The sequence below is a fragment of the Nostoc favosum CHAB5714 genome (assembly GCF_020829495.1).
In the GTDB taxonomy this organism is placed as follows: domain Bacteria; phylum Cyanobacteriota; class Cyanobacteriia; order Cyanobacteriales; family Nostocaceae; genus Nostoc; species Nostoc favosum.
This window is the reverse complement of record NZ_JAIVFQ010000001.1, coordinates 168813-193217: the sequence shown is the minus strand read 5'-3', so window position 1 is coordinate 193217 and position 24405 is coordinate 168813. Positions and strand designations below refer to the sequence as shown.

The window sequence follows — 24405 nt, the reverse complement described above, 5'->3', positions numbered from 1 at the left end:
AATTTACTCCAACATCCGAGTTCTGAACCTCAACATTGCACCTTAGAAGTGCGTAGGCGTAGCCCGTCGTAGACATCGCCGAGCTATTTTCTACAATGCTGCTGCTTGAGGCTTGACTTTCCGAGATTTACGGGCGAACCTTTGCCCCATTTCCTCAACTACTGCATCTAAACCAGCGCCTTGTCCACTAGCTTTGGCATAATTATACACCTGCAAGGCAGCTGCATAAGCTTCACTACCCACTGCTAGCGAAGTATCATCCAGCAACTCTTGTAATTGTGACAAAGACAGCAATACTGGATACAAAGCTTCAAATAATTGTACGTCTTTCCGCATCTCATTGAGGTCAAATGATCGCGGTAAAAACTCTGGGTTCTGTGTCGCTACCTCCAATGCAATGCTTACAAATGCGCGGCTTTTATCTCCCATCTTGGGTAAAGCTTTACGCTCCTCGTTACTTAAATCAATCAAAAATGGTAGTTTTTCTTTTATTGTGGCGATCGCTTGCAACACAGCATCTCTTTCTGATTGCGCTAGTGTTGCACTAATTGGGGCTGTGGACATAGAAATTAGTCTCCAATATGTTGCTTAACTTTAGAGTGCCCACATATACAATTTGAATTTCAATGCGACCAATAAAGATTACCAAGTTCAAAGGGTGAGCGATGTCTACGACAAGCCGCTTCTGTACGAGAGGCTACGCCACGCTTTTAACAATTAAAATTCTTCTTCCTCGTCAACTTCCTCGCCTATCAGTGGAGCTTGCGAGCTATGACGTACATGAAGCACAAAAACAGTATCTTCCCGAATAGCGAACAAAATTCGGTACTTATTTCTTGACTTAGCGTAAATAAGTTGACGGATTTCTTCAGTAAGTGCATCATTTTCTGGAGCTAGAGGCAACGTAGAGGCTTTTCTTGCAGAGTCGCAATAGTATCCATCAACTCCCGAAACCATTTATCCGCATAAACTGGGTTACGCTGTCTCAACCAAGAGTAAGCAGTATCAATTTCAGCTTTTGCAGTCTGAGTCACCCTAACTTGAAATGCCATACTTTTGCTGCATTTCTTGCTCAAATTCGCTAAGGGTACTGGTTCTACCAGCCTCTACATCTTCAAGTCCCTGCTTAATTGAGGCGATCGCTTCTAATCTTTCCAATGCATCCAGCAGTTTTTGGTAAGATTCTGCATCTTGAACCACAAGTTCGGTCTTACCATTAATTGTCAGCACTACAGGTTTGCCTGTCTGCTTCATCTGCTGTACGAATTCCAAGGTATTGCGCTTAAAACTAGAGAGTGAATGGATGTCTCGACTAATATTTAGCATAGAGTTTATTATGCATTAAACTTGCACTTAATTTAATGCTATCTAAAAAGCTTTTGTCTAATATAAATTTGTATAGTCAGGTCACAATATTGTTCATTGTTACACCCTTACTGCGTTTTACTTGAGAAAAATCGCACATCGCGTTAGTCTTCATTGACGTAACCGCACGCTGTAACATTAGGCGATGACAAATCAACTCTCTCCGAAAATTCCCTCTTGCACTTGGAGCCGTCCTATCGGCTTAGGTTGGGACAAACCTTATACTGTCCGCTACGCAAGTAATATCGATGATGGCCCTTGGCATGGTATGCCTTTAGGTGGCTTTGGTGCAGGTTGCATCGGTCGTTCTTCACGGGGAGATTTTAACCTGTGGCACATCGACGGCGGTGAGCATACCTTCAAAAACGTTCCCGCTTGTCAATTCAGTGTGTTTGAGTCCAATAGCACATCTTCCCAAGCCTACGCTTTGTCTACCCAAGCGCCCGATGATGGCACTCTCAAAGCTTGGCAATGGTATCCGACACTTCCCGCCACAAAGGGAACGGGCAATTATCATGTGCTATATCCACGTAGCTGGTTTGTGTATGAAAATGTATTTCAAGCACAGTTGACTTGTGAGCAGTTTTCCCCAATCTGGGCAGGTAATTATCAAGAAACTAGCTACCCTGTGGCAATATTCCTCTGGAATGCCCACAACCCCACAGATGCACCGATTACTCTCAGCATCATGCTGACTTGGCAAAATATGGTGGGCTGGTTTACAAACGCTCTAAAATCCCCTCAACTGCGGGTGCGCGATGATGGTAGTCCGGTTTACGAATACCAACCACGCTGGGGCGAAAGTCAAGGAAACTACAACCAGATAATTGAAAACACACAAAAGTTTGGCTGTGTTTTAGGTCGGGTTGGTAGTGATGAACCTTTGCAAGAAGGTGACGGAACTTGGTGTATTGCGACACTGAAGCATCCCCAGGTGGAAGTATTTCACCACAGCCGATGGAATCCTGAAGGAACGGGTGATGAGGTGTGGCAAAGCTTTACTAAAGATGGTTCTTTGCCTAATTATTTAGATACAACAGCAATAGAGAATACACAATTAGGAGCTGCGATGGCACTCCGTTTCACTCTCCAACCAGGCGAAACTCTCGAAATCCCCTTTGTCCTCGCTTGGGATTTGCCAATCACAGAATTTGCCGCCGGAGTTAACTATTACCGCAGATATACAGATTTTTTTGGTAAAAGTGGAAACAACGCCTGGGCGATCGCATCTACTGCCCTACAAGAATACCAAAGCTGGCGATCGCAAATTCAAAGTTGGCAAAAACCGATTCTCGACCGAGAAGATTTACCCGACTGGTTTAAAATGGCTCTATTTAATGAGCTTTACGACCTCACTAGCGGCGGTACTCTCTGGAGTGCAGCATCAGAACTTGACCCCATCGGTCAGTTTGCAGTGCTGGAGTGCCTAGATTACCGTTGGTATGAAAGTCTAGATGTGCGATTATACGGCTCTTTTGCCCTACTGATGCTGTTTCCAGAATTAGAAAAGTCGGTAATGCGGGCATTTGCACGGGCGATTCCTCAAGGTGATGATACACCCCGAATAATTGGCTATTACATGACAATTAAAGCAGAAAGCCCAATTGCAGTTCGCAAAGTAGTAGGTGCAACACCCCACGATTTAGGCGCACCGAATGAACACGTATGGGAGAAAACCAACTACACCAGCTATCAAGACTGCAATCTATGGAAAGATTTGGGTAGTGATTTTGTCTTGCAAGTATACCGTGATTTTTTGCTCACAGGTGCTGACGATGTAGAATTCTTGGCAGATTGCTGGAGTGCGATCGTTCAAACCCTCGACTACCTGAAAACTTTTGACATTGATGGCGATGGGATTCCCGAAAATTCCGGTGCGCCTGATCAAACCTTTGATGATTGGCGGTTACAGGGTGTCAGCGCCTATTGTGGTGGGTTGTGGTTAGCAGCGCTAGAGGCTGCGATCGCAATTAGCGATATTTTATTAACTTACCAGACAGGTGACACAGCAGAGTTGGCGGTTCAAAAATCCACTTATGAAACTTGGTTACAACAATCTCTTCCTATCTACCAAGAAAAACTCTGGAATGGGCAATATTACAAACTTGATAGTGAAAGTGGTTCCGATGTGGTGATGGCGGATCAATTATGCGGACAATTCTACGCTCGTCTGCTGGACTTACCAGATATTGTACCGAGCGATCGCGCTCTCTCTGCCCTAAAAACTGTTTATGATGCGTGCTTTTTAAAATTCTGCAATGGTGAGTTTGGTGCTGCTAATGGTGTTCGTCCTGACGGTTCACCAGAAAACCCCAAAGCGACTCATCCCCTAGAAGTCTGGACAGGGATAAACTTTGGCCTGGCGGCTTTTCTCGTGCAAATGGGAATGAAAGATGAAGCGTTTAGGTTGACGCAAGCTGTGGTGCAGCAAATTTATGACAATGGGCTGCAATTCCGCACCCCTGAAGCTATCACCGCAGCTGGTACTTTCCGCGCTAGCACTTACTTACGGGCAATGGCAATTTGGGGAATTTACTTAGTTATTAATTGATAAAACACACATACAAGCGCACAGCTATCATGCGTGTCAACTCAAGGTGAAAGCCAATCTAGAGCAAGCTTTTATAGCAATACGCTCGGGTTAAGCATTTTCTCTGTGTTCTCTGCGCCTCTGCGGTTCGTTAAAAAAATTGACTTTGAAAGAGTTGTAACCTTAACTGAACCGTATTAGCTTTTATAGCGGTTCCCGACCTGGTGATGTATGTTTTCAAAGCTACTAACCTTGATAAACAAGATTTTGGTGTACCTCAGTTGCTTGGGAAACGCTATATTTGCAGCAAGTACCCAATGAGGAGCATTTCCAGCTAGAGGCTGGAAACTAGATTTAGCTTAAGTTTTTAGGTTTTCAGTAGCTGCTAAAAGCCGTAATACACCCTAGACTATATTCTAATTATTTCTGCCTACCTACTTATGGTATATGCGTTGCTAAATTTAGCCTGTCTTTCTCTGAGAAAGCAGAGTCTAGATTTGTGATTTTATTTTCCGAGTGTTTCCGGAAGCGAAGGAAAATTTTAGTAATGGTAAGAGTTGAGCATTGAGAATTCAAGACTACTCTATGCCAACTATATCTTTGTTTTAGACCGAGGTATTCGTGTTGAGCAAGGCACCGATCGCGAACTCATAAACATTGGTAGTTTTGACTAGCATTTAGCCCAACTGCCACAGCATCCATAATCTCAACTTTATAAAAGTTTTAAAGATTAAGACACATATAGGACTCCGATTTTATTTTTGAAATCCACGTAGGGGTGTGTTAGCGATAGCGTAACGCACCCAAATCTTAGAATGGTGCGTTACGCTCCGCTAACACACCCTACAAGACTACTTAAATTTTTTCAAAAACAAATTACGATTCTTCTATAAGTTACTGTTGAATCAACTTAACAATATTATGTGTTAGTTAACTTTATCTCTATTAATAAGCTTTTGAATATTTTACTGACTTAACCTGCTATAGCAATCCGAATTGAAACGTGAGAAAATACTGAGATTAAAAGTACGTAATTATAGGCTTTTCAGCGATTTTTATCTCACAAAGGATTTAGGATTGCTATATATTTTTTTTATTCCAAGCATCTTGCTACAAGTATTTTGCTTTATTCAATTAATGATAATTCAAACCAGCTATCTCTATTACTACTAGCCAGTATTTTTTTCACAACTAGGCTATTTATCATTACTAGCTGATAATCATGAAATAATTCACGATAAGTTTACAGTGATTTTATTTAGATACGCTAAAGCTGTAGTTCTTGTAAATCAAGAAATATAAGGATAACAAATATAATTCTCTAATTGAACTTATTAATAAAATACGTTCAATCTTATGCCTGGAAAGTTTTTATTCTTTAAATTTTACTATTTTTATAACTTGTTTTACATCATAGTTAATGGTAGTATTTTCTAGCAACTCGACAATAATAAAGGGTTTAAATTGAGATTGTATGGGGGGTCAGACCCCTCATGAATTAGCAAAGTAGGACAAAATTTAAAGTTGCACAATCCGCAAGTACGTATCGAAATACATTCAGTAAATTTAACTTAAAAATCTACTAACTTAGTAGATGACATTAACGACAAAAAATAGTATAAATACGAATGGCGTTATTAAAGCTCAAAGATAAATAAATTTTTACCACTAATCGAAAAAATATGGAAAGTTGCCGGAAAATGCTTAATTAAGCAGTAGTAAGAAATACAGGCGTTTTAACAGAGAAGATTTATTGAATTAGGAGTTGAGAAAGTTTCAGAGGACAAAACTGCATCTACTAAGAGCTACGCCAAGACTTTTGTCCTACCAGTAAAATGAGAAGACAAAAGATAAATTTTTACCTTTCACTTACTAACAAGCTATAAGGAAAGTTTCCTCAATTCATCGCAGGAAATCTGGATAATTAAGACTGAGCAGCCAACAAAATTGATTAAAAACAATCAAGTTTTTAATCAATGGTTACTTCATGAAAAAAATCATCAGGTCAAATGCAGTCGAAACCTCAAGCCAAGGGGACAGTTCAGGAATGAATCTATATAATTTGTATCCCTACTACGAGCTAGCTCTTGCCAAAACTAGTTTATTAAGGGAGTTATCAGCCAAAATTACTAAAACTCTGCTCAATAGCGCCAAGGTAAAGCTTAAACAGCAGAGAAGTTTCAGCCTGTATCTTTATCATTCAAAGCTACGGGAGCCAATCAGAGTTTGGGAAAATTATGTACGTGTCTGTTGATTGATAGATTTTTATCCTTCGTCAACATCTAACACCGCCAAATTGCTGATAATTACCTGAAAGCGATTCAACAGCTGCAAAAAGGTTAGTGCAGTTTGTAAACCTCAATTTAAACACTAACAATCGCAGAAATTTAACTAGCTTACTTCATCCAAGATAACTAAACACTATGATGAATCAAGACATTGCTGGTATTAGTAGTAACTTAGATACAACAGTCAAGGCTCAACAATTTGACAAAGTAGTTGAAGCAATTATTGCTGGAAAGTATTCCTGGGCATGTGTTTTAATGCTACGTTTTGCTGGTTATAATCCTCTCCATTACATTCCGTACCGTACCTACAATCGATTGCTTAAAGAAAACTCTCAAACCAACAGAGCAAAACAACAGCAAAGTGAAAATCTAAAAATGCTGAAAGATTCAAGACCTGCTTATCTTGAAGTAGTTGGAAAGCAAAAAACAGAAATCCGTGGTGGTAGTTTAGAGCAGAGATTGGGACACCCAATTAACGAACATCAATCAAGGAAATCGCCATTAAAACCAGAAGGCAGCCAAGATATTTCCTTGAAACGCTGTGGAGTCAATTAAAAACAATTTGGAATCCAGAAATTCTGGCCTAGAGTTGATTGAGTATCTGAGAGCCTACTATGCTAATTTAAAATTTTTAGCATGGTAGGTTTTCTATAGCAGTGATTAATTTAATATTTATTTGCAAAAATCTGCCAAACTGGCAAATATATACTGAACGATATTGATAAACTAATAACAACTACAACTTCAACCAAAATAGAGGTGATTAGCGGCAACAAGTTAATTTAAAAAAATAAAATCAATGATTAGTTCTGACTATGAAATAAATCAAATTTATTACAAAAGTAGTCAGCAGTTTATGGAGTAAATAACTCCTATACCAAGACCAACGATACAACCGTTGCTACTGGTGGTTCTTTTTCTGAGGAAGTCTCAGCAAAGAGAATTTGGGGAGGTGGATTCCCCCAATCCAAATTTTACACAGCTTTCATCGACTGCAGACGATGGGAGTAATGCTTATAAAACTTTCTATCCTGTGGTTGGTGTTGCTTTAGTTAAATATTGCAAACGCTTAACACCAATAACAGGAACGGAAACAGAAAAGTTACGGTAAAATCGTTGTCGTGGCTGGTAGAACTAGTACCGCAAGGCGGAAGTCACGCATTCAAAAGTCAAAAGTTTTGTATATCAAGGCTTTTGCAAGTTTTAAAATGATAGCTTGATTTGCGCTGTGTTGTACTAGTAGGTCATACGCTTCTCTTTCTCTTTCGACTATTGTAATCCTAGTCCTCCCAACCTGGATTATCTCTGCTTTCTAAATTTTCAATTTATATAGCAACTACTGGAAGTTCAAAACTTGAATAGCTTCCAGTTTTTTTATGTGTATACAACTTATATCATGTCCGCTTGATTGCTTATTAAACCCGAAGAACCCTACCCCGCCAAAGCTATGCTTTGTCTCCCCTCCCGAAGAGCTCTTAGGGGTTGGGGGTGGGGTGTAATGACTGTGGTTAGCATAACTATTTATGCGGACATGATATTACGCATTGACAATAAATACTAAATAAATATGGAGCAAGGTTAAAAACCATATCTTTCGTAAGGGCACAGCATTGCTGTGCCCCTACAACATGGTCTATGATCGCAGAATACCGTCACACAACACCTTGAAAGGGCTAGTCCTAGTGTAAATAAAAATAGGGTGAGCAATTTGCCCACCCTACTTTTTGTAGAGAATGGTTAATCCAAAAATGAATTAAACCTTAGCTAATTCTGGCGTAGGACGCTTGCTGTTGCGAATTGATGTAATAGCCTCAGCATAATCCTTAGCGTTAAATACAGCTGAACCGGCGACAATTGCATTAGCTCCCGCTTCCAAAACTTGCCAGGTATTATTTGCCTTGAGTCCTCCATCCACTTCAATCCAAGGGTCAAGACCGCGTTCATCACACATTTGACGCAGCTTGCGGATTTTGGGTAATACACCAGGGATAAAGCTTTGACCACCAAAACCAGGGTTGACGCTCATAATCAGTACTAAATCGCACAAATCTAGAACGTATTCAATTAGCTCTAGAGGGCTACCAGGATTAAGTACAACTCCAGCTTTCTTACCAAGCTCTTTAATTTGCCCCAAGGTGCGGTGCAGGTGTGGGGAAGCATTATGCTCGCAGTGTACAGAGATAATATCGGCACCCGCTTTAGCAAATCCCTCTACATATTTTTCTGGCTCCACAATCATCAAGTGGACATCCAGTGGCTTGGTCGTAACCGGACGAATCGCCTCCACAATCAGAGGGCCTATCGTAATATTAGGTACAAAACGACCGTCCATGACATCAACATGAATCCAATCCGCTCCAGCCGCGTCTACGGCGCGAATTTCGTCACCCAGACGACTAAAATCGGCTGATAGGATAGATGGAGAAATGACAATGGGCTTTTGAGATAGGTTTTGGGTCATGGCTAGTGGGTTTTTAAGCGTCCTCGTCTGTAAGCATTGTAACAAAACATTGAGCAAGACTCATAACTTTGATCCCGGTCTTTTTGGGGAGTAGGGAATGAGGAGTAGCGAGTGGGGAGAATAATAACTCCTAACTCTGCTAATTTTGGATTTTGGATTTTGGATTTTTCCTTCAATCCCAAATCCAAAATTTAAAATCTAAAATTGAATGACTAATGACTAATGACTAATGGCTAAAAAACTAACCTGGATAATTTGGGGATTAAGTGCTTCTTGTCTGAGTGCGCCGGTAATTGCTTCGGCTTTAGAATCTGCTTTAGGAACTAACGGCATTGATGCTCTGAAGCTACACCAAGCTCCTTATAATTTAATCGGTCGTAAGATTGCTATTGGTCAAGTGGAAATTGGCCGACCGGGAATGTTTGGGTGGGATAAGGCGGTGTCTAAAAATCGCGCTATATCTTTAGCGGCGGTATTCTTACGCAATGGGCCAGCTAAATCAAATAATGGTGTTGACCCCCACGCTTACAATGTCGCTGGTGTGATGGTGAGTAAAGATAAAGCTTTGCCGGGAGTTGCTCCGGGAGCGCGACTGTATTCGTCTGCGGTGGGTTCCACTAAAAACATGGGTCAGCCAGAAGAGTGCTTATCAGCCCAGCACATAGCCCTACAAAATGGTGGCGATGTCCGTGCCATTAATTTTAGCTTTGGTGAACCTTTGAGCCGCGATCCTCGGCCAGAGGCTACTTTAGACGGCAATGCTTTACTAACTTTATGTGTTGACTGGTCTAGTCGCGTTCATGATGTTTTGTATGCGATCGCAGGCAACCAGGGTAAGGGCGGTATTCCCATCCCTACAGATAATTTTAACGGAATGAACGTGGCTTTTTCATCCCGCCGAAGGGGAGTTTTTAACAAAGTAGATGTGGCTAATCTGGCGGGCGCTAACCAAGGAGTGAGTGGAAGGCTAGCTGGAAGGGAATTTAATCTTGATGGGCGTCGCGCTATCAGTTTAGTTGCTCCTGGGAATAATATTCCCTTGCTCAATCCAGATGGCAAATTGAACAAGGTTACAGGTACCAGTTTTGCAGCGCCTCAAGTTACGGCTAGTGTTGCTCTGTTGCAAGAATTTGCTGATCGACAGATACGGACAAAACAACCCCGATGGAGCATTAATTCTCGGCATCATCAAGTAATGAAAGCTGTATTGCTGAATTCAGCAGACAAAATCCTAGATAGCGGTGATGGCTTGCGGTTGGGAATGAGCCGGACGCTAATTGATAAACAAAATCAAAACTGGCTAGATTCTGATGCTTATAAAGATCCCACAATTCCCTTGGATGCCGAAATGGGAGCGGGTCATTTAAATGTATTTCGCGCTTATCAGCAATTTAGTGCTGGGCAATGGCAGTCATCAGCTGCGATACCAGCCATTGGTTGGGATTATCGCACAGTCAATGCTGGAGCATCTGTTGACTATATCTTAGCAAAACCGTTAAAGCAGGAAAGTTTTGTTGCTGTTACTCTGAGTTGGGATCGATTGGTAGAACTCAACGATAAAAATAAAAACCAGCAATATGACATAGGCGAAAATTTTCGCGATCGCGGTTTGAATAATCTCGACCTATACTTAGTAAAAGCTAATGCTCAAAATTCAGATGCTGGTGCTGTTTGCTCCTCAATCAGCCAAATCGATAGTGTAGAACATATTTTTTGCCCCGTTGCTGCTGCTGGCAATTACAAAATCCGCGTCCAGTTTCGTCAAAAGCGAAATGAAGTGACTCAACCATATAGTTTAGCTTGGTGGAGTGTACCTATCAATTGAAATAGGCTAGCACAACTGTTATCTGTACAACTTACAGCGTTTTTCATTTATTTCAACAACACTCCCCTATCGGGTAGCACAGCCGTCTGTCCCTATAAAAGTTTGGTATTTCGTAAACTGAAAAGCGTGATTTTATCTTTAAAAACCAAGAGCGCTGGTTATTTGGTGATTAGGTAATCTACAATACTTTTATAGATAAATAGGAAAATTCCTAAGAATCGAGATTTTTCATAATTCGTCTGCATCGCTGCCTCAATTAGGAATTAGCAACTCTAATAGCTTGTGTTTAATTCCTCTGAGCTAATCACTTGCTGTTACAGTTTCTGTAACAGTCCCATTTTCTATTGGAGCAAATGCAATAGTTAATCATTGACACAGTTTCTGCGTCAACCATGAGCACAGATCGGGAATCTTTGGCAAGTGAGGTAGCAGAATGAATCGACAAAAATTTAGTGACGCGAAAGAAAATTTCCTGCAAAGACGTTACGGTGTTAGTCTGGGCAGACGTTATGCTTTGGCAGCTGCAAGTGTTGTTCTATTGAGTGTATTAGGGTGTTCTCAAGTCGAGAGTAACAAAAGTGCCCTCGCCCAATCTAGTTTACCTCAGCCAGAAACTCCATTGCAAAAAAAAACAGTCAACCCTGATACAAGAATAGTTGAGTCTAGCAACAAGTTTGGCTTCAAACTATTTTCAGAACTCAAAGATGATCAGGCTGAGAAGAATGTTTTTATCTCACCTTCGAGTGTAGCGATCGCTCTTGCTATGACCTACAACGGCGCTAGCGGCTCGACTCAACAAGCAATGGCAAAAACCCTGGAATTACAGGGGATGACTCTACCAGAAATCAACTCTTCTTACGCGGCGGCATTAAAGCAGCTTTTAGACAATCAGGATGCGAAGGTGCAATTGAGCATTGCTAACTCACTTTGGGCAAATCAAGATGTTAGCTTTGCGCCAGACTTCCTCAAGAGAACCCAGGATTTCTATCAAGCTAAGGTCAGCAATTTAAATTTTAAAGATGCCGCCGCATCTAGTATTATTAATAACTGGGTAAAAGAAAATACTAAGGGTAAAATCACTAAAATAGTTGAAACAATTGAACCCAATCAAGTGTTATTTCTGATTAACGCCATTTATTTTAAAGGTAATTGGAGTAACGAATTTGACAAAAATCAAACTGCTCAATACCCTTTTTACATTACATCTGGCAGACGAAAACAACACCCAATGATGTCACAGGAAGGTGACTACAGGTACTATGAAAGCGAACAGTTTCAGGCAGTTAGTTTACCTTACGGCAAAGATGGGAAATTCAGTTTTTATATTTTCCTGCCCAAACAGAACTCTAACCTTAAAGCCTTCTATCAAAACTTGAATGTTGAGAACTGGGAAAAATGGATGACTCAGTTCAACAAGCAAAAAGGGTTTATTCGCCTACCCCGCTTCAAAACAGATTACGAAGTTACACTAAATGATGCCTTGAAAACATTAGGCATGGAGGAGGCTTTCAGCAACAAAGCCAATTTTTCCGGCATGGGTAAAAATTTTGCCATTAGCCAAGTTAAACATAAAACTTTTGTTGAAGTGAACGAAGAAGGCACTGAAGCGGCTGCGGCTACCTCAGTGGGAATAGTCGCAACATCTTTGAGAGATGAACCAGAACCATTCCGAATGATTGTTGATCGTCCCTTCTTCTGTGCCATTAGGGATAATCAGACGGGAAGTCTTTTGTTTATGGGTTCCATCATTGATCCACAGTAAAAAATTTAGGCATTGCAGAACAGTGGGATGAATTGAGGGAAGCAGGGGGAGAATTTTGGAAGTTGCTAAATCATCCCGCAAATATGTAACATCAAAATTCAAAATTTCTTCATTTTGAATTTTGAATTTAACTTAAGGTAATGTCGCTTCAGAAATACTCAGAGTGTTTTTAGGGTCAGCTTTTGGAGAATCGTTTGCTGCAATAGGTGCAGTTATTTCCCCAGTGGCGCTGTCATCTATCTCGCTGCTTAGGCTCCCAGGACGCAAGGCGCTTAAAGCAGTCTTAATCACAACAGCTGTGGGTACTGCCACTATTACACCCAACAGTCCGCCAATTCTTGCGCCTGTTAAGACCGAAATTAAAATCCAAACTGGATTTAAACCAGTAAAGCTGCCTAAAATTCGGGGGGCAATTAAGTTTTCGAGAATTTGCTGTACAATTACTGCCGCTATCAAAACTCTCACACCCATTGAGAAATCTTGCAGTGCTACCAATAGTGTAGTCAGCGCGATACCTACAGAACCGCCAAAGGGGACGAGAGCCATCAGACCAATAGTTAGGCCGAATAGTAAACCAAATGGTACTTTCAGCCACAAAAAGGTAGGAATCAGGGCTGATGCCATGCAAGTCGATAAAATCAACTGGGTGATGAAGAAATTTTGGAAGCTCAGGCGGACTGTTTTAGAAAAAGGATCGCGAAATTTAGAGGGTAACCATTCCACTAAACTTTCCCAGAGTTCACCTCCATGCTGTAAAAGGTAGAAAGTCAAAACCATCGTCAAGAGAATATCTAGCAGACTAGTGACTGTAACTACCGCCAGATTTAAAACTTGTCCAGCGATCGCTTGCAATTGTCCCTTGACGCGATCGTTGATTTGCACTACCAGAGCATCAAGGTTAATCGGTAAACTATAAGTCTCAGCTTTTTCGTTTAATATCATTAACTGAGAGCGTCCAGAGTCGATCAACTCTGGCAAACGAGCTACCAGTTGTTGAGCTTGGGTAAGGGCTAACGGAAAAAGTGTCACACCCAACGCCAATAAAATCGATAAAGCCAAGAGAAATACTAGGATAGCGACTTGCTCTCGCCTAGCACCATGATGCTCCATCCAGCTCACGGGGTAGTTGAGCAGAAATGCTAGCACTGAGGCTCCGACTAAAATGACTATGAGAGAATGGAAATAATCAAAAAATACCGAAAGTGCCCAACCATTAAGAACTAGCAGCGGAAGGAATAACGCGATCGCCCCGATTCGCGCTATTGGTGTAAATGTTTGCCACCAGTCGAGTAGCTTACGTGTCTGCATTTTGAGCTGATTGCGAAATAGAACTAAATAAAATCTTTCTTTACAGATTATTATCTCTAACTATACGAGTCTCATTCATCCTTCTAGTTTAGGAGTTAGACTAACCCCAATGAAAAATTTTGAATCAAAAGAGAATAGGGAGCGGGGAGTGGGGAGTGGGGAGTGGGTAGAGACGCGATTTATCGCTTCTCTACTGGGGGAGCAGGGGAGCAGGGGAGCAGAGGAGCAGAGGGATAGTAATAATGCCCAATGCCCAATTCCCAAAACACAGTTGCTTTTATATTTGATTCCGATCATCGGCTTTTTTCCGTCCTTGTGGACTCTCTATCGGGGCCAAGGGAGTCGGGAACAACTTGCTATTAGCCGTATGTCTATTACTTTGGCGCTTACTTGGCTGTTGGGATATCTATTATTAGCTACCGGAGCAGCAACTTCAGATTTTTTTGGGCTACGTCTTTTTATCCTGAATAGCTTTCTCACGTCGGGTTACTTTTTAGTAAGTGTCTGGTTGATTTTGCGCCTGATGCAGGGCAAATCTGGGCGTTTACCAGGGTTTACTACTTTAGCCGAACGAGTGCTAGGAAAGTACTTATCTTAATTTTTTAGGGTGAGAATTTTTCAGTAGTTTTACCTATTTCCTAAAAAATTACTGTTGATTTATCTATATATCTAGTTAAATCCAGTTTATTATTGCCATACTTCAGTAAAACATCTCTAGGTTGACCCAAAAAAAGGAAAAATGCTGCTATAAGTGTTGTGGTTGACACTACATTAAAAAAATTAGCACTGATAATTAAGAGTTAGTTATTATGGGTTGATTTGTTTGGATGTTTTTAGTTTGCAAATTTACCGAATTTGATTAGTGAGTAAGTGTGAGGAAGTCTGTGACCATTCAAAGAAGTTCGGCGGAAGAAAACCAGTCGGGAAAAGCCTCAAAGTCCAGTAAAAGAATTCCCCTGTCCCATAACTCGAAATCCGGGCGTTGGCTGTGGTTTTGGGTAGGTATGAGTGGGATTGCAATGGTGTCAGCAACAGCAGGGGCGCTTTTGGCAGTGTCTTTGACCAGTACGCCTTTGCAACAAGCCCAGCTAAGTCCACAGGATGAAGCGGTGTTTGATGGCGATCGCATTTCTGGAGGTGTGCTGCGATTTTCAGAATTAACTCGCCCAGTGAATCTCTTGGTTATGGGGATGAGTGTACTTCCCCCAGATGTGCAAAACCCTCCCGAAGAAACCAAAAGCCTTAGATACCTGCCCCAAGTAAACTCCTTTGATGGTCTTGCCGATGTGATGCTCTTGGTCAAATTTGATCCAGAGACTAAAAAAATAGTTATGCTCTCCGTTCCCAGAGATACCCGTACAGAAATAGAGGGGTATGGGGTGAAAAAAATTAATGCCGCCAATGTTGAAGGTGGGCCAGCTTTGACTGCCAGAACCGTCAGTAATCTCTTAGGTGGGGCAGGAATTGATCGCTATGTGCGAATTAACGTTTTGGGAGTTGCCAAGCTGATCGATGCTTTAGGGGGCGTAACAGTCTACGTCCCCAAAGATATGAAGTACCAAGATGATTCTCAGCATTTGTACATCAATTTGAAGGCGGGTAAGCAGCATCTCAACGGTGAGCAGACACTGCAATTGCTGCGGTTTCGCCATGACGAACTCGGTGATATTGGTCGGATTCAGCGGCAGCAAATGGTCATGCGTGCCTTGATGGATCAAACACTTAACCCCGCTACTGTTGCTCAATTACCTCAAGTTCTTGATGTAGTGAAAGACCACATCGATACTAACTTGACGGTTGAAGAGTTAGTGGCGCTGATGGGTTTTGGGGTGCGAACAAATCGCTCTAATATGCAAATGTTAATGCTGCCAGGTCGCTTTAGCGATAAGAATGAATTTGATGCTAGCTATTGGTTGCCCAACAAAGATGGTATTGCCAAACTAATGGCTCAACACTTTGGTTTGGAGTCAGAAGAGGAACAGCAGGCGAGTGCGACTGATCCAGGCTCTTTGCGTGTAGCAATTCAAGATAGTACAGGTGGCGATCGCTCTAACCTCCGACCATTGATTAGAGCTTTGGAAAAATCTGGATATCGCAACATCTATGTGGCTAAGGCATGGGGTGAACCTCTAGAAGTAACTCACATTGTCGCCCAGCAAGGAGATGGTGACAGTGCCGAATCAATTCGTGACACTTTGGGGTTTGGCGAAGTGCGTGTGGAAAGTACTGGCAACCTTGGCTCGGATATCAGTATCCAAGTAGGGCAGGATTGGTTGCAACAAAAATCTATTTTGGAGGAGTTGCTGACGAAATAATTCGTAATACTCGCCAAAGGCGAGAAGCAAGCTACGTAATTCGTAATTCGTAATTAATTACACTGGCACAAATGTTGCTGAGAGCGAATTTACTAACTGGCTGAGTTCTTGGAGTTTTGCTGCTACTGCACCATTGGTTAATAATTCTTCTGCCTTAGCTAAACCCTCTGGCATATCTCCACAAATACCACTCCGCCATAGGTAAAAACCGCCATTCCACAAGGCTGTTTGCATTAGTTCGCCTGGTTCACCTGCTAAAACCTTCTGAATATCCGCCACCAGTTCTTCAGTAGTTCCAAGGGGTACGTTCTTGGTAGTAAAGCCGTAATCACGCGGCACGAGGTGCAATCGTTCTACCTCTTGGGATGCTACGGATGAAGATAAGCTGATAATCGCAGTGCGATCGCGCGGTAAGTCGCAACTACCTTCCAATCCTTTCACTAATGTAAATTTTGTTACTCCCCGCAGCCCCAAAGCTATCTGAAACATCCCTTCTGTCGGCGGATGCACAAACCCAGCAATTACGTGAGCATCCCCAGTATAAGGACACCAGATTAGCTCCATTGTCGCCAATGGCGGACGTTTGCCAAGTTGGTCGCGGTACTCCCAAATACTGTTAGTTAAGGGAAAATGCTGAGGTAGATAAATAAAGCCGATTCCCGTTTGCTCAAACACTTGCTGGGTTTTTGCTAGTGGTAGGCTAGTCCAATCGACTCCTAAACCCTGCCAAATATCTATTAGAGGTAATCCATACTTAGTTGGGAGGCGATCGCCACCGTGCATTACCACTGGTTGCCCAACTGCGGCGAGTAGTAAAGCTGTTACCGGACTAATTGGTGCTGTGCGTGTTCTGCCATCATAGGGGATACCAAGAGCGATCGCTGGTCGCCGAGAGACGATTGGTTGCAGTTTTGGCCCCAGTTCATGATATGCATCTAACATTCCCGCTAACTCTTCCCCTGTGGGACGTTTGATTCGATGAGCAATCAAAAACGCTCCGATTTGGGCTGGTGTAGCTTCACCCAGCAGCATCATTTTAGTGGCGGTGGCTGCTTGGGCGCGAGTTAAATTCTCGCTTGTGTGGTTTCCACTACCTACTTTTTGCAGTAATTCCCTAAATATATTGCTCATTTGTGCTTTGTGCTTTGTGCTTTGTCCTTTGTCATTTGTCCTTTGTGAATAACCGAAAATGACTAATGACTAATGACTAATGACTAATGACTAATGACTAATAACTAATAACGCTTAAGAAGCTGATCGCTGCTGGTCAATTTGTAATGGGATATTTTCTCGCACGAGTTGCCAAAAGTGCTTGATGGGGGGAATTTGAAGGCGATCTTGAGTTGTTACCATAACTACCCGACGGGTCAAACTGGAACCATCTGCTAAACCACTAGTACTATTGCTAGCTAAGGAACGAATCGCTAGGGTAGGGTCAAGACGAGCTTCTACTAATGCTGATTGAGGTAGCAAAGCTATCAATTCTCCTTGGCGCACTACTCCCCGGAAGGCATCTAGGGTATTTACCTCTAAAGCCGCTTGGAGTGTAGCTTCCATTCGCTCAAATCTATCTTGTATTAAACGCTGCATCCCATAACCATCTTTAAAAACCACTTGGGGATAACGAATTAGCTCCGACCAAGGGACTAATTCATATTGGGCTAGTGGATGATTGGCTGCGGTTAGAACTTCTATAGGTTCATCATAAAGTACTTCTACCACCATTTCTCTACCAGTGGTTAAGAAGCGATTATTCATCACAATTGCTAAATCCACTAATCCATCTTTGAGGACTTTCAGGGCGCGATCGCTTCCCAATGAAGTCACCCGCAATTGCACATTTGGATAATCATGGCAAAATTTTTGTAACACTGGGGGCAAGTAAGATCCACAAAGGGAGTGAATCGCGGCAATGCAAAGTTCTGGCTGTTTCCCGGCGATTAAATCGGCTAATTCTTCTGTAGCTGTCTGCCATTCTTGGCAAATTTTGCGGGCACGGGGTAGTAAACATTCACCTCCCAGCGTTAATTTTGCCTGACTATTTCTGTGAAACAGTTCTATACCCAAATCTGCTTCTAATGCCTGGATTTGGCGACTAATCGTCGATTGGGTAACACCAGATGTTCGCGCTGCTTGTTGAAAGCTGCCGGTTTGTGCGATCGCCAGAAAGGCTTGCAACTGCTCTAGGCGCATTTTTATGTAGCCTGAATTACATTTATAACTTTCATTAAAGTTAACGGTTTTTTACCTAAAATTTAGTATATTTTGTTACATGTCTTTTCTAAAAATTTATATTTATGTAAATCGGGCTATACTCCCTTTTTCGCAAATTATCCGCTTTGCACAAAATTTTTTGGTAAATTCCGCCAAAAAAGACTTGACTATTTTCTTCTGCAATATATAAATTTTTAAATAAGATTTTTAATTCATCACATTATAAGGTTTCAGTAACACAACTTTCTTTGCAACCTCAAGCAAATAGCCGTGCAACTTGCGAATACGGCTGCGATCGCGTCATACTTGCATTTACTAATTACGAATTATGTAGATTATTTCTATTCTGTCTGCTGCACCGCAGTATTAGGCTGCTGGCGTTGGGCAACCTGAATTAACAACCTCAATGCGTCATTCACCGTTTTATCATTAGGAAAAGCTTGGGCAACATCGGGATCTAAAAGTACTAAATTTGTTCCCTGACGATACCGCTCAATATACTTGCCTCTGATGCCTCCCTCCATTTGAGCAAAATCGTACTCAGAACGTAATTCGTCTTCCATTTCATTCTCAATTTCTTTGTTCATAAAACCTTTTCTCCTGACGGGTGGCTTTTCGAGCGCTGATAATTCGTACTTTTTCTCCTCGATCAGTGTGTGCAACGACTAAGAGTTGTCCAAACCTAGATACACCAATGATAATATAACGACTTTCTCCAATAGAATGGTCAGGATCGGGAAAGGTCACAGATAGCGGGTCGTTAAACACTGTTGCGGCTTCCGGAAAGGAAATACCATGTTTCTCAAGGTTTAACGCCGCTTTGTCTGGGTTCCATTCAAATTCCATGTCAAATGCTCTTGCCGTCTACTTAACTTCACTGGAACGCTCTAGCATACTAAATAACCTGTGACAGTTCTTTTGCTTTTTTTAGAAGCAATTCAGCCCTTGAAGTTAAAAAGCTTTCATAATCGTCTGTAAACACATTAATTGGGCAAAAATGCGTTGCCAATATTTGGTCAAGAATCTGATCATCAGTAGGCATTTCAGAACGATACTTACTAGGTGATTGATCTTTAATTTTGTTGTTATCGGTTCTGGAAAGCACTGAGAAGTTGGCCAGACAATTGATTTGTTCATCCTTATATTGATTTTCTAATCTTTGTAGATGGGCTTTAGGAAAGATATGATGAAACTCTTTTCGATTGCCTTGAGATAAAACATCCTGTAAAGATATATTTGTACCCTGAATAAAGTTTAAGGGTTTAGCCTGTGCTAGAAGGAGAATGAAAGTATTAGTTGCCACTGAAGACATTCTGAAGACATTTTTTGTGAAAAAATCAGTGCTGCCCGTCAAGAACGTAATCTATAGGGTACTCTGGATCATTCTCAGGAAGCCTGTAAGGGCCAAGATTTCTTTCAGTTCGTAGAGGATTTCTAGTTCTCCAAAGTAATACAGAGCCAAAAGGGAAACCCTTATAAATACTGTCTATAAAATAGGCAACGCGATTTGGTTCCCAAACAAAACCTCTTTGAAAAGATGGAATCTTGATTCTTCCTCTTTCCAAATCATTAATCAAGTCTTTAATAAAGTAATAAGTGTCAGCCATAAAAAAACGGACTCGCATTTAGCTGGTAGTTTTCGATAATAAAAAGACAAGAATATCTTGTCTTTATCGAATATACTCGGTTTGAGGACATATTGTAGCTCAAAAAGCCATAAATCCTTGATTGTGAGGATAATATTTATCAGAGGGTGTTTATAGTAAAATCCTTATAGAGTTATTTGAAAAATACCTTGAGAGACCATTTATAACTGTGAAATCTGGGTTTGACACAATTGCTGATACAAATCAGTCTTGTTGCCATTTGAAAAAATTTACCATTCCGCTAAAGCGATCGCTATTCCTTGTTGCAAATCTGGTGTAAGCTCGGGGTTATTTGCTAACTGCTGCAATTGTTGATATGTGGCTTCCCCATCCAAATTTTTCAGTGCCGCGATCGCGTGTAGTCTCACCGATGCATTAGAATCAGCTAGCAGCAAAATCAATGGTTCAATAGCTTGCATTTCGCCTAACTGCCCTAAAGATAAAGCGATCGCACTTTTTACACTAGCAATCTCTGTGGCTGGATGCTGCGTTAGCGTTCCGCAGGAAAGGCATCGCAGTATTTGCAATAATATTTTTACGGCTAGTGTAGTTTGCGGCTTTTGCACTCGCCCCAAAACTGTAACAATTTCTTGCCAAAGTGTCTCTGAAGTGATTTGATTAAATGCAGTTTGCAAATATTCCAAACTAGATGGTGTTCCCACCCAAACCAAAGCGCGGATGGTTTCTAATTGCAGTGGTAGCGGTGTATGGGGTGATATTAGCAGCTTAAATAATTGCTGGGCTGCCTCATCACAACCCATTCGAGAAAGGGAAACTGCGGCTGCACAACAAACATCAATATTAAAGTCGTAAAGCTTGGGTTGTAGTCTCGTCACCAAATCTAATGCTTCGCGTAAGTCAGAGCGAAAACCTAAACCAAGCACTGCTGCACGCCTAACTGTGGCGGCTATATCATCCAAAGCGTTTAACAAGACTGGTGGCACACGTTCGTCATGAAAGCTGCTGAGGGCTTCAATTGCAGCCGTGCGGATTGTTGCTTGTGGATCTTGCACTACACTCAATAGCGGTGTGATGGTTTCTGTTTGGGGAATGCAGGAAAGCGATCGCACTGCTAAAAGCCTTGTATCTTCATCTGCTAGAAGTTCAGTTAGTGAAGTAATCGCAACAGTACCCATTTGCGCCAGTGCTGTAGCTGCGATCGCTTTGAGTTCTTCATCCTCATTGGTTTTCAACAATTCAACTAAGGGTGCGACGGCTTCTGGGTGCTGAAATTCGCCTAAAGTTCGTGCTGCATACCAGCGTAATTCTTCCTCTGCATCTTCGTCTTCTAATATCTCAATGAGTGGTGGGATGGCAATATTTCCCAAGCGAGTCAACACCTTGGTGATTTCCCAGCGTTGCTGAAAATCGCCCATCTCTAAGATTGAAAGTGTTAATTTCAGCAGATATTCTCGATTTTTAACTATCTCTGGATACTCAGAATCTGTCCCTAAAATTAATTGTTGTAAATATTGAATTAGTGATGACCAATCAGCCGTGTCATGTGCTGTCTGGGCTTGCACCAAAAGCTGGTTGATATTACTCACCATACCCTAAATTGTGAATTATATGAATACAACAAAAGTACAAATTCGTAAATAAATCGCTGTTTTTATCTGCCCTTACTCTGCTTTTTAGTACATCATTACGCCAACACGCGATGTGCAACTTAATATTTTGACCTCACTTCCATTCCTCTCTTCCTTTAAGGAGAGAGGCTTTGAATTTTCCCCCTTCCCTCATAGGGAAGGGGGTTGGGGGGTTAGGTTTGAGTAAAAGTTGCACACGGCGTGCCAACTTTTATCGTCTATTAGCAAGGTTTTTAGCTCTGAGTTAAACACTAAAGTGCATACTACGAACTACGAATTACGAATTACGTTAGCGTAGCGGGGCGAAGCCCATTACGAATTATTTTAACTTGGCTTGACTATAACTGAATTACCCTCAATTTTGACGGCATAAGTTTTAAGCGCTTCTGTCGCTGGGCCTTTTTGCACTTTACCGTCAATGCCAAATTCCGAATCATGACAAGGACAGACGAATTTTTTTGTCTCAGCTTTCCATGCTACGGTGCAACCTGCGTGAGTACAGGTAGGGTTAACAGCAGTCAGATTTGCATTAGATGTACCGACTACCAACACAGGCCCAGCAGGTGAGTTTTTAGCCAGCAATTGACCAGTCTTATCTAATTCTGCCGAAGTGCCTACTGTTTGCCAATCCCTAGATACTGGAGTTGTTTGAGAAGAACAGGCTGCGATCGCTACAGGTAGAGAACTCGCTATCCCACCCAAACCTACCCAATTCATAAAATCACGACGTTTCATAGTTGCTGAATTGACTCCCTTCGATCATTTCAAATACCTTTCATTAAGGGCTTTACGTGGGTCATTGGCTAGCTTTGATGCAATAAATGCATATTATTTATCCGTTTTCAGCAATTTTACCAAAAAACCGTAACAATTTATACGATTTTAACAGAAATATGCCTTTAAGTTATAGATATCGAAATTGTTACATGAACATTATCTAAACCTGCTTGACAAATTTCCAAGATGTAAATGGCAACAAGTTTTCCTTAACTAATCACGGATTTGGAGTTTCGCTTTGAATGCTCTGAAGTAAAAATAATCAACCGTAAGCAAATATTAAGTTTTTATTTCCTAACCTTCGTCTGACTTTTCACGTTATGTGGAAAAGTCCACCAAAAACCTAACCCCCTAACCCCCTTCCCGTGGCGGGAAGGGGGGAAAATTCAAAGTCTCTCTCCTTAAAGGAAGAGAGAAATAGAAGTGAGGTTTTCCAGATGACCTGAATTGTCAGAATCCTTCGTAGATACAACACTTGATGGAACTACGGGTTGATTGATATTGGGCAATTATCACCATATTCAGTAATTTGCATTGAGAGTCAGATCATGACAGACACAGCAACTACTACTACTAGCCTCAACAAGTTCGAGAAATTCAAGGCTCAAAAAGATGGACTCGCCATCAGGGATGAGATAGAAAAATTTGCCGCCTTGGGGTGGGAAGCAATGGACGAAACCGATCGCGATCATCGACTCAAATGGGTGGGTGTGTTTTTCCGCCCAGTCACCCCAGGTAAGTTTATGATGCGGTTGCGGATGCCTAACGGTATTCTCACAAGCAATCAGATGCGTGTTTTAGCCCAAGTGGTGCAGCGTTACGGTGATGATGGCTGCGCTGATATTACTACGAGACAGAATATCCAATTACGGGGGATCAGAATTGAAGATTTACCAGATATCTTTAATAGATTTCACGCAGTTGGTTTAACCACTGTCCAGTCAGGGATGGATAATGTCCGTAATATAACAGGCGATCCTGTGGCGGGGTTGGATGCGGATGAGTTGTATGACACACGAGAGTTGGTACAGCAAATTCAAGATATGCTCACCAACAAAGGCGAAGGGAATCCAGAGTTTAGCAACTTACCACGGAAGTTTAATATTGCGATCGCAGGTGGAAGAGACAATTCAGTTCATGCTGAAATTAACGATTTGGCTTTTGTTCCAGCATTTAAGGAGGGGACAGGGGACAGGGGACAGGGGATAGGGCAAGAATTTTCACAATCACCAATATTCGGGTTTAACGTTTTAGTAGGTGGTTTTTTCTCAGCTAAACGTTGTGAGGCGGCGATTCCTCTAAATGCTTGGGTACTTCCCGAAGATGTAGTCGCTGTATGTAGAGCCGTTTTGGAAGTCTTTCGTGATCATGGCCCGCGTGCTAATCGGCAAAAATCGCGCCTAATGTGGCTAATTGATGAATGGGGTGTAGAAAAGTTTCGAGCAGAAGTAGAAAGCCGTTTGGGTGAATTATTATTACCCGCAGCAGCAAAAGACGAAATCGACTGGGAAAAACGCGACCACATCGGGGTATATAAACAAAAGCAACCAGGATTAAATTACGCAGGCTTGAACATTCCCGTCGGGCGACTGTATGCTGAAGATATGTTTGAAATCGCGCGTCTAGCGGAAGTTTACGGCAGTGGCGAAATCCGCTTCACAGTTGAGCAAAACATCGTTATTCCCAACATTTCTGACTCGCGTTTAGCAACATTTTTAACAGAGTCTTTGCTAGAAAGGTTTTCTATTGATCCAGGTTTGCTGACGCGATCGCTAGTATCCTGCACAGGCGCACAATTTTGCAACTTTGCCCTCATCGAAACCAAAAACCGCGCCCTGGCAATGATTAAAGCCTTAGAAGAAGATTTAACCTTCACCAATCCAGTCCGAATTCACTGGACAGGTTGCCCCAACTCTTGCGGACAGCCTCAAGTTGCAGACATCGGCTTGATGGGAACTAAAACTCGCAAAAATGGCAAAACCTTGGAAGGCGTTGACATATATATGGGTGGCAAAGTTGGCAAAGATGCTCATTTAGGAACTTGCGTCACCAAAGGCATACCATGCGAAGACTTGCAGCCAGTATTGCAAGATTTACTGATCAAAAACTTTGGGGCAAAACTCAAGCAAGAAGCCCTACTAGTTGGTAACTGCTAGTACTTATCGGGGGTATTCAGCATTGGGTAAAACTCATACTTCAAACTTCAAGGCTTAACCTTTGAACTTAAAGGCTTAACCTTTGAACTTAAAGGCTTAACCTTTGAACTTAAAGGCTTAACCTTTGAACTTAAAGGCTTAACCTTTGAACTTAAAGGCTTAACCTTTG

At 41.8% G+C, this 24405-nt stretch carries 21 protein-coding genes; 7 read left to right on the top strand and 14 right to left on the bottom strand.

Annotated elements, in window-relative coordinates:
• Positions 1-90: 90 nt before the first annotated feature.
• The 4 genes from LC586_RS00850 to LC586_RS00840 all read right to left on the bottom strand — a co-directional run bounded on the left by LC586_RS00850 (position 91) and on the right by LC586_RS00840 (position 1326).
• Positions 91-564 carry a hypothetical protein gene (locus LC586_RS00850; RefSeq protein ID WP_229482514.1) on the bottom strand — a complete coding sequence of 158 codons (474 nt, stop codon included), beginning with the start codon at positions 562-564 and terminating at the stop codon, positions 91-93.
• Positions 565-717: 153 nt separating this feature from the next.
• The gene (locus tag LC586_RS41045) at positions 718-903 is read right to left on the bottom strand and encodes a hypothetical protein (protein WP_306423218.1); all 186 of its coding nucleotides are present in this window, start codon (positions 901-903) and stop codon (positions 718-720) included.
• Positions 894-1052 (bottom strand): type II toxin-antitoxin system RelE/ParE family toxin, encoded by a 159-nt coding sequence (locus LC586_RS41040; protein ID WP_306423217.1) that lies wholly within the window; start codon positions 1050-1052, stop codon positions 894-896. Before LC586_RS41040 ends, LC586_RS41045 begins: the two co-directional genes overlap by 10 nt.
• The gene (locus LC586_RS00840) at positions 1036-1326 is read right to left on the bottom strand and encodes a type II toxin-antitoxin system Phd/YefM family antitoxin (protein WP_229482513.1); all 291 of its coding nucleotides are present in this window, start codon (positions 1324-1326) and stop codon (positions 1036-1038) included. The genes LC586_RS41040 and LC586_RS00840 overlap by 17 nt, the downstream gene beginning before the upstream one ends.
• Before the next feature lie 184 nt (positions 1327-1510).
• Here LC586_RS00840 and LC586_RS00835 point away from each other — a divergent pair, with 184 nt between their 5' ends.
• Both LC586_RS00835 and LC586_RS00830 read left to right on the top strand, forming a co-directional pair.
• The gene (locus LC586_RS00835; protein ID WP_229482512.1) at positions 1511-3916 is read left to right on the top strand and encodes a GH116 family glycosyl hydrolase; all 2406 of its coding nucleotides are present in this window, start codon (positions 1511-1513) and stop codon (positions 3914-3916) included.
• 2405 nt (positions 3917-6321) lie between these two features.
• Complete coding sequence (locus LC586_RS00830) at positions 6322-6738, top strand: HetP family heterocyst commitment protein (protein ID WP_229482627.1); 417 nt, start codon at positions 6322-6324, stop codon at positions 6736-6738.
• A gap of 1198 nt (positions 6739-7936) precedes the next feature.
• On the opposite strand, the gene rpe is transcribed toward LC586_RS00830, so the two are convergent.
• Positions 7937-8644 (bottom strand): ribulose-phosphate 3-epimerase, encoded by a 708-nt coding sequence (gene rpe / locus LC586_RS00825; protein WP_012408248.1) that lies wholly within the window; start codon positions 8642-8644, stop codon positions 7937-7939.
• A 229-nt stretch (positions 8645-8873) separates the two neighbouring features.
• Between rpe and LC586_RS00820 the strand changes: the two genes are divergently transcribed.
• Positions 8874-10469 carry a S8 family serine peptidase gene (locus tag LC586_RS00820; protein ID WP_229482511.1) on the top strand — a complete coding sequence of 532 codons (1596 nt, stop codon included), beginning with the start codon at positions 8874-8876 and terminating at the stop codon, positions 10467-10469.
• 433 nt (positions 10470-10902) lie between these two features.
• The gene (locus tag LC586_RS00815; RefSeq protein WP_229482510.1) at positions 10903-12231 is read left to right on the top strand and encodes a serpin family protein; all 1329 of its coding nucleotides are present in this window, start codon (positions 10903-10905) and stop codon (positions 12229-12231) included.
• Between the two features lie 132 nt (positions 12232-12363).
• On the opposite strand, the gene LC586_RS00810 is transcribed toward LC586_RS00815, so the two are convergent.
• Complete coding sequence (locus LC586_RS00810) at positions 12364-13539, bottom strand: AI-2E family transporter (RefSeq protein WP_229482509.1); 1176 nt, start codon at positions 13537-13539, stop codon at positions 12364-12366.
• A gap of 148 nt (positions 13540-13687) precedes the next feature.
• Between LC586_RS00810 and LC586_RS00805 the strand changes: the two genes are divergently transcribed.
• Positions 13688-14137 carry a hypothetical protein gene (locus tag LC586_RS00805; protein ID WP_438822863.1) on the top strand — a complete coding sequence of 150 codons (450 nt, stop codon included), beginning with the start codon at positions 13688-13690 and terminating at the stop codon, positions 14135-14137.
• 286 nt (positions 14138-14423) lie between these two features.
• Positions 14424-15854 carry an LCP family protein gene (locus tag LC586_RS00800; RefSeq protein ID WP_229482508.1) on the top strand — a complete coding sequence of 477 codons (1431 nt, stop codon included), beginning with the start codon at positions 14424-14426 and terminating at the stop codon, positions 15852-15854.
• Between the two features lie 57 nt (positions 15855-15911).
• On the opposite strand, the gene LC586_RS00795 is transcribed toward LC586_RS00800, so the two are convergent.
• The 8 genes from LC586_RS00795 to LC586_RS00760 all read right to left on the bottom strand — a co-directional run bounded on the left by LC586_RS00795 (position 15912) and on the right by LC586_RS00760 (position 22038).
• Positions 15912-16985 carry an anthranilate phosphoribosyltransferase family protein gene (locus LC586_RS00795; protein ID WP_229482507.1) on the bottom strand — a complete coding sequence of 358 codons (1074 nt, stop codon included), beginning with the start codon at positions 16983-16985 and terminating at the stop codon, positions 15912-15914.
• A gap of 114 nt (positions 16986-17099) precedes the next feature.
• Positions 17100-18047, bottom strand: a complete 948-nt coding sequence (locus LC586_RS00790) for a LysR family transcriptional regulator (protein WP_229482506.1) — start codon at positions 18045-18047, stop codon at positions 17100-17102.
• 362 nt (positions 18048-18409) lie between these two features.
• Positions 18410-18655 (bottom strand): hypothetical protein, encoded by a 246-nt coding sequence (locus LC586_RS00785; protein ID WP_229482505.1) that lies wholly within the window; start codon positions 18653-18655, stop codon positions 18410-18412.
• Entirely contained in the window at positions 18639-18914 is a 276-nt protein-coding gene (locus LC586_RS00780; protein ID WP_229482504.1) for a BrnT family toxin, read from the bottom strand. Before LC586_RS00780 ends, LC586_RS00785 begins: the two co-directional genes overlap by 17 nt.
• Before the next feature lie 49 nt (positions 18915-18963).
• The gene (locus tag LC586_RS00775) at positions 18964-19371 is read right to left on the bottom strand and encodes a hypothetical protein (protein ID WP_229482503.1); all 408 of its coding nucleotides are present in this window, start codon (positions 19369-19371) and stop codon (positions 18964-18966) included.
• A 34-nt stretch (positions 19372-19405) separates the two neighbouring features.
• Positions 19406-19675 (bottom strand): DUF262 domain-containing protein, encoded by a 270-nt coding sequence (locus LC586_RS00770; protein ID WP_229482502.1) that lies wholly within the window; start codon positions 19673-19675, stop codon positions 19406-19408.
• A gap of 269 nt (positions 19676-19944) precedes the next feature.
• Positions 19945-21264: a HEAT repeat domain-containing protein gene (locus LC586_RS00765; protein ID WP_229482501.1), complete on the bottom strand. Its 1320-nt coding sequence runs from the start codon at positions 21262-21264 to the stop codon at positions 19945-19947.
• A gap of 363 nt (positions 21265-21627) precedes the next feature.
• On the bottom strand, positions 21628-22038 hold the full coding sequence (locus LC586_RS00760; protein WP_229482500.1) for a QcrA and Rieske domain-containing protein: 411 nt from the start codon (positions 22036-22038) through the stop codon (positions 21628-21630).
• A gap of 590 nt (positions 22039-22628) precedes the next feature.
• Between LC586_RS00760 and LC586_RS00755 the strand changes: the two genes are divergently transcribed.
• Positions 22629-24236, top strand: coding sequence for a ferredoxin--nitrite reductase (locus tag LC586_RS00755; protein WP_229482499.1), 1608 nt, complete (start codon positions 22629-22631; stop codon positions 24234-24236).
• The last annotated feature ends 169 nt before the right edge of the window (positions 24237-24405 follow it).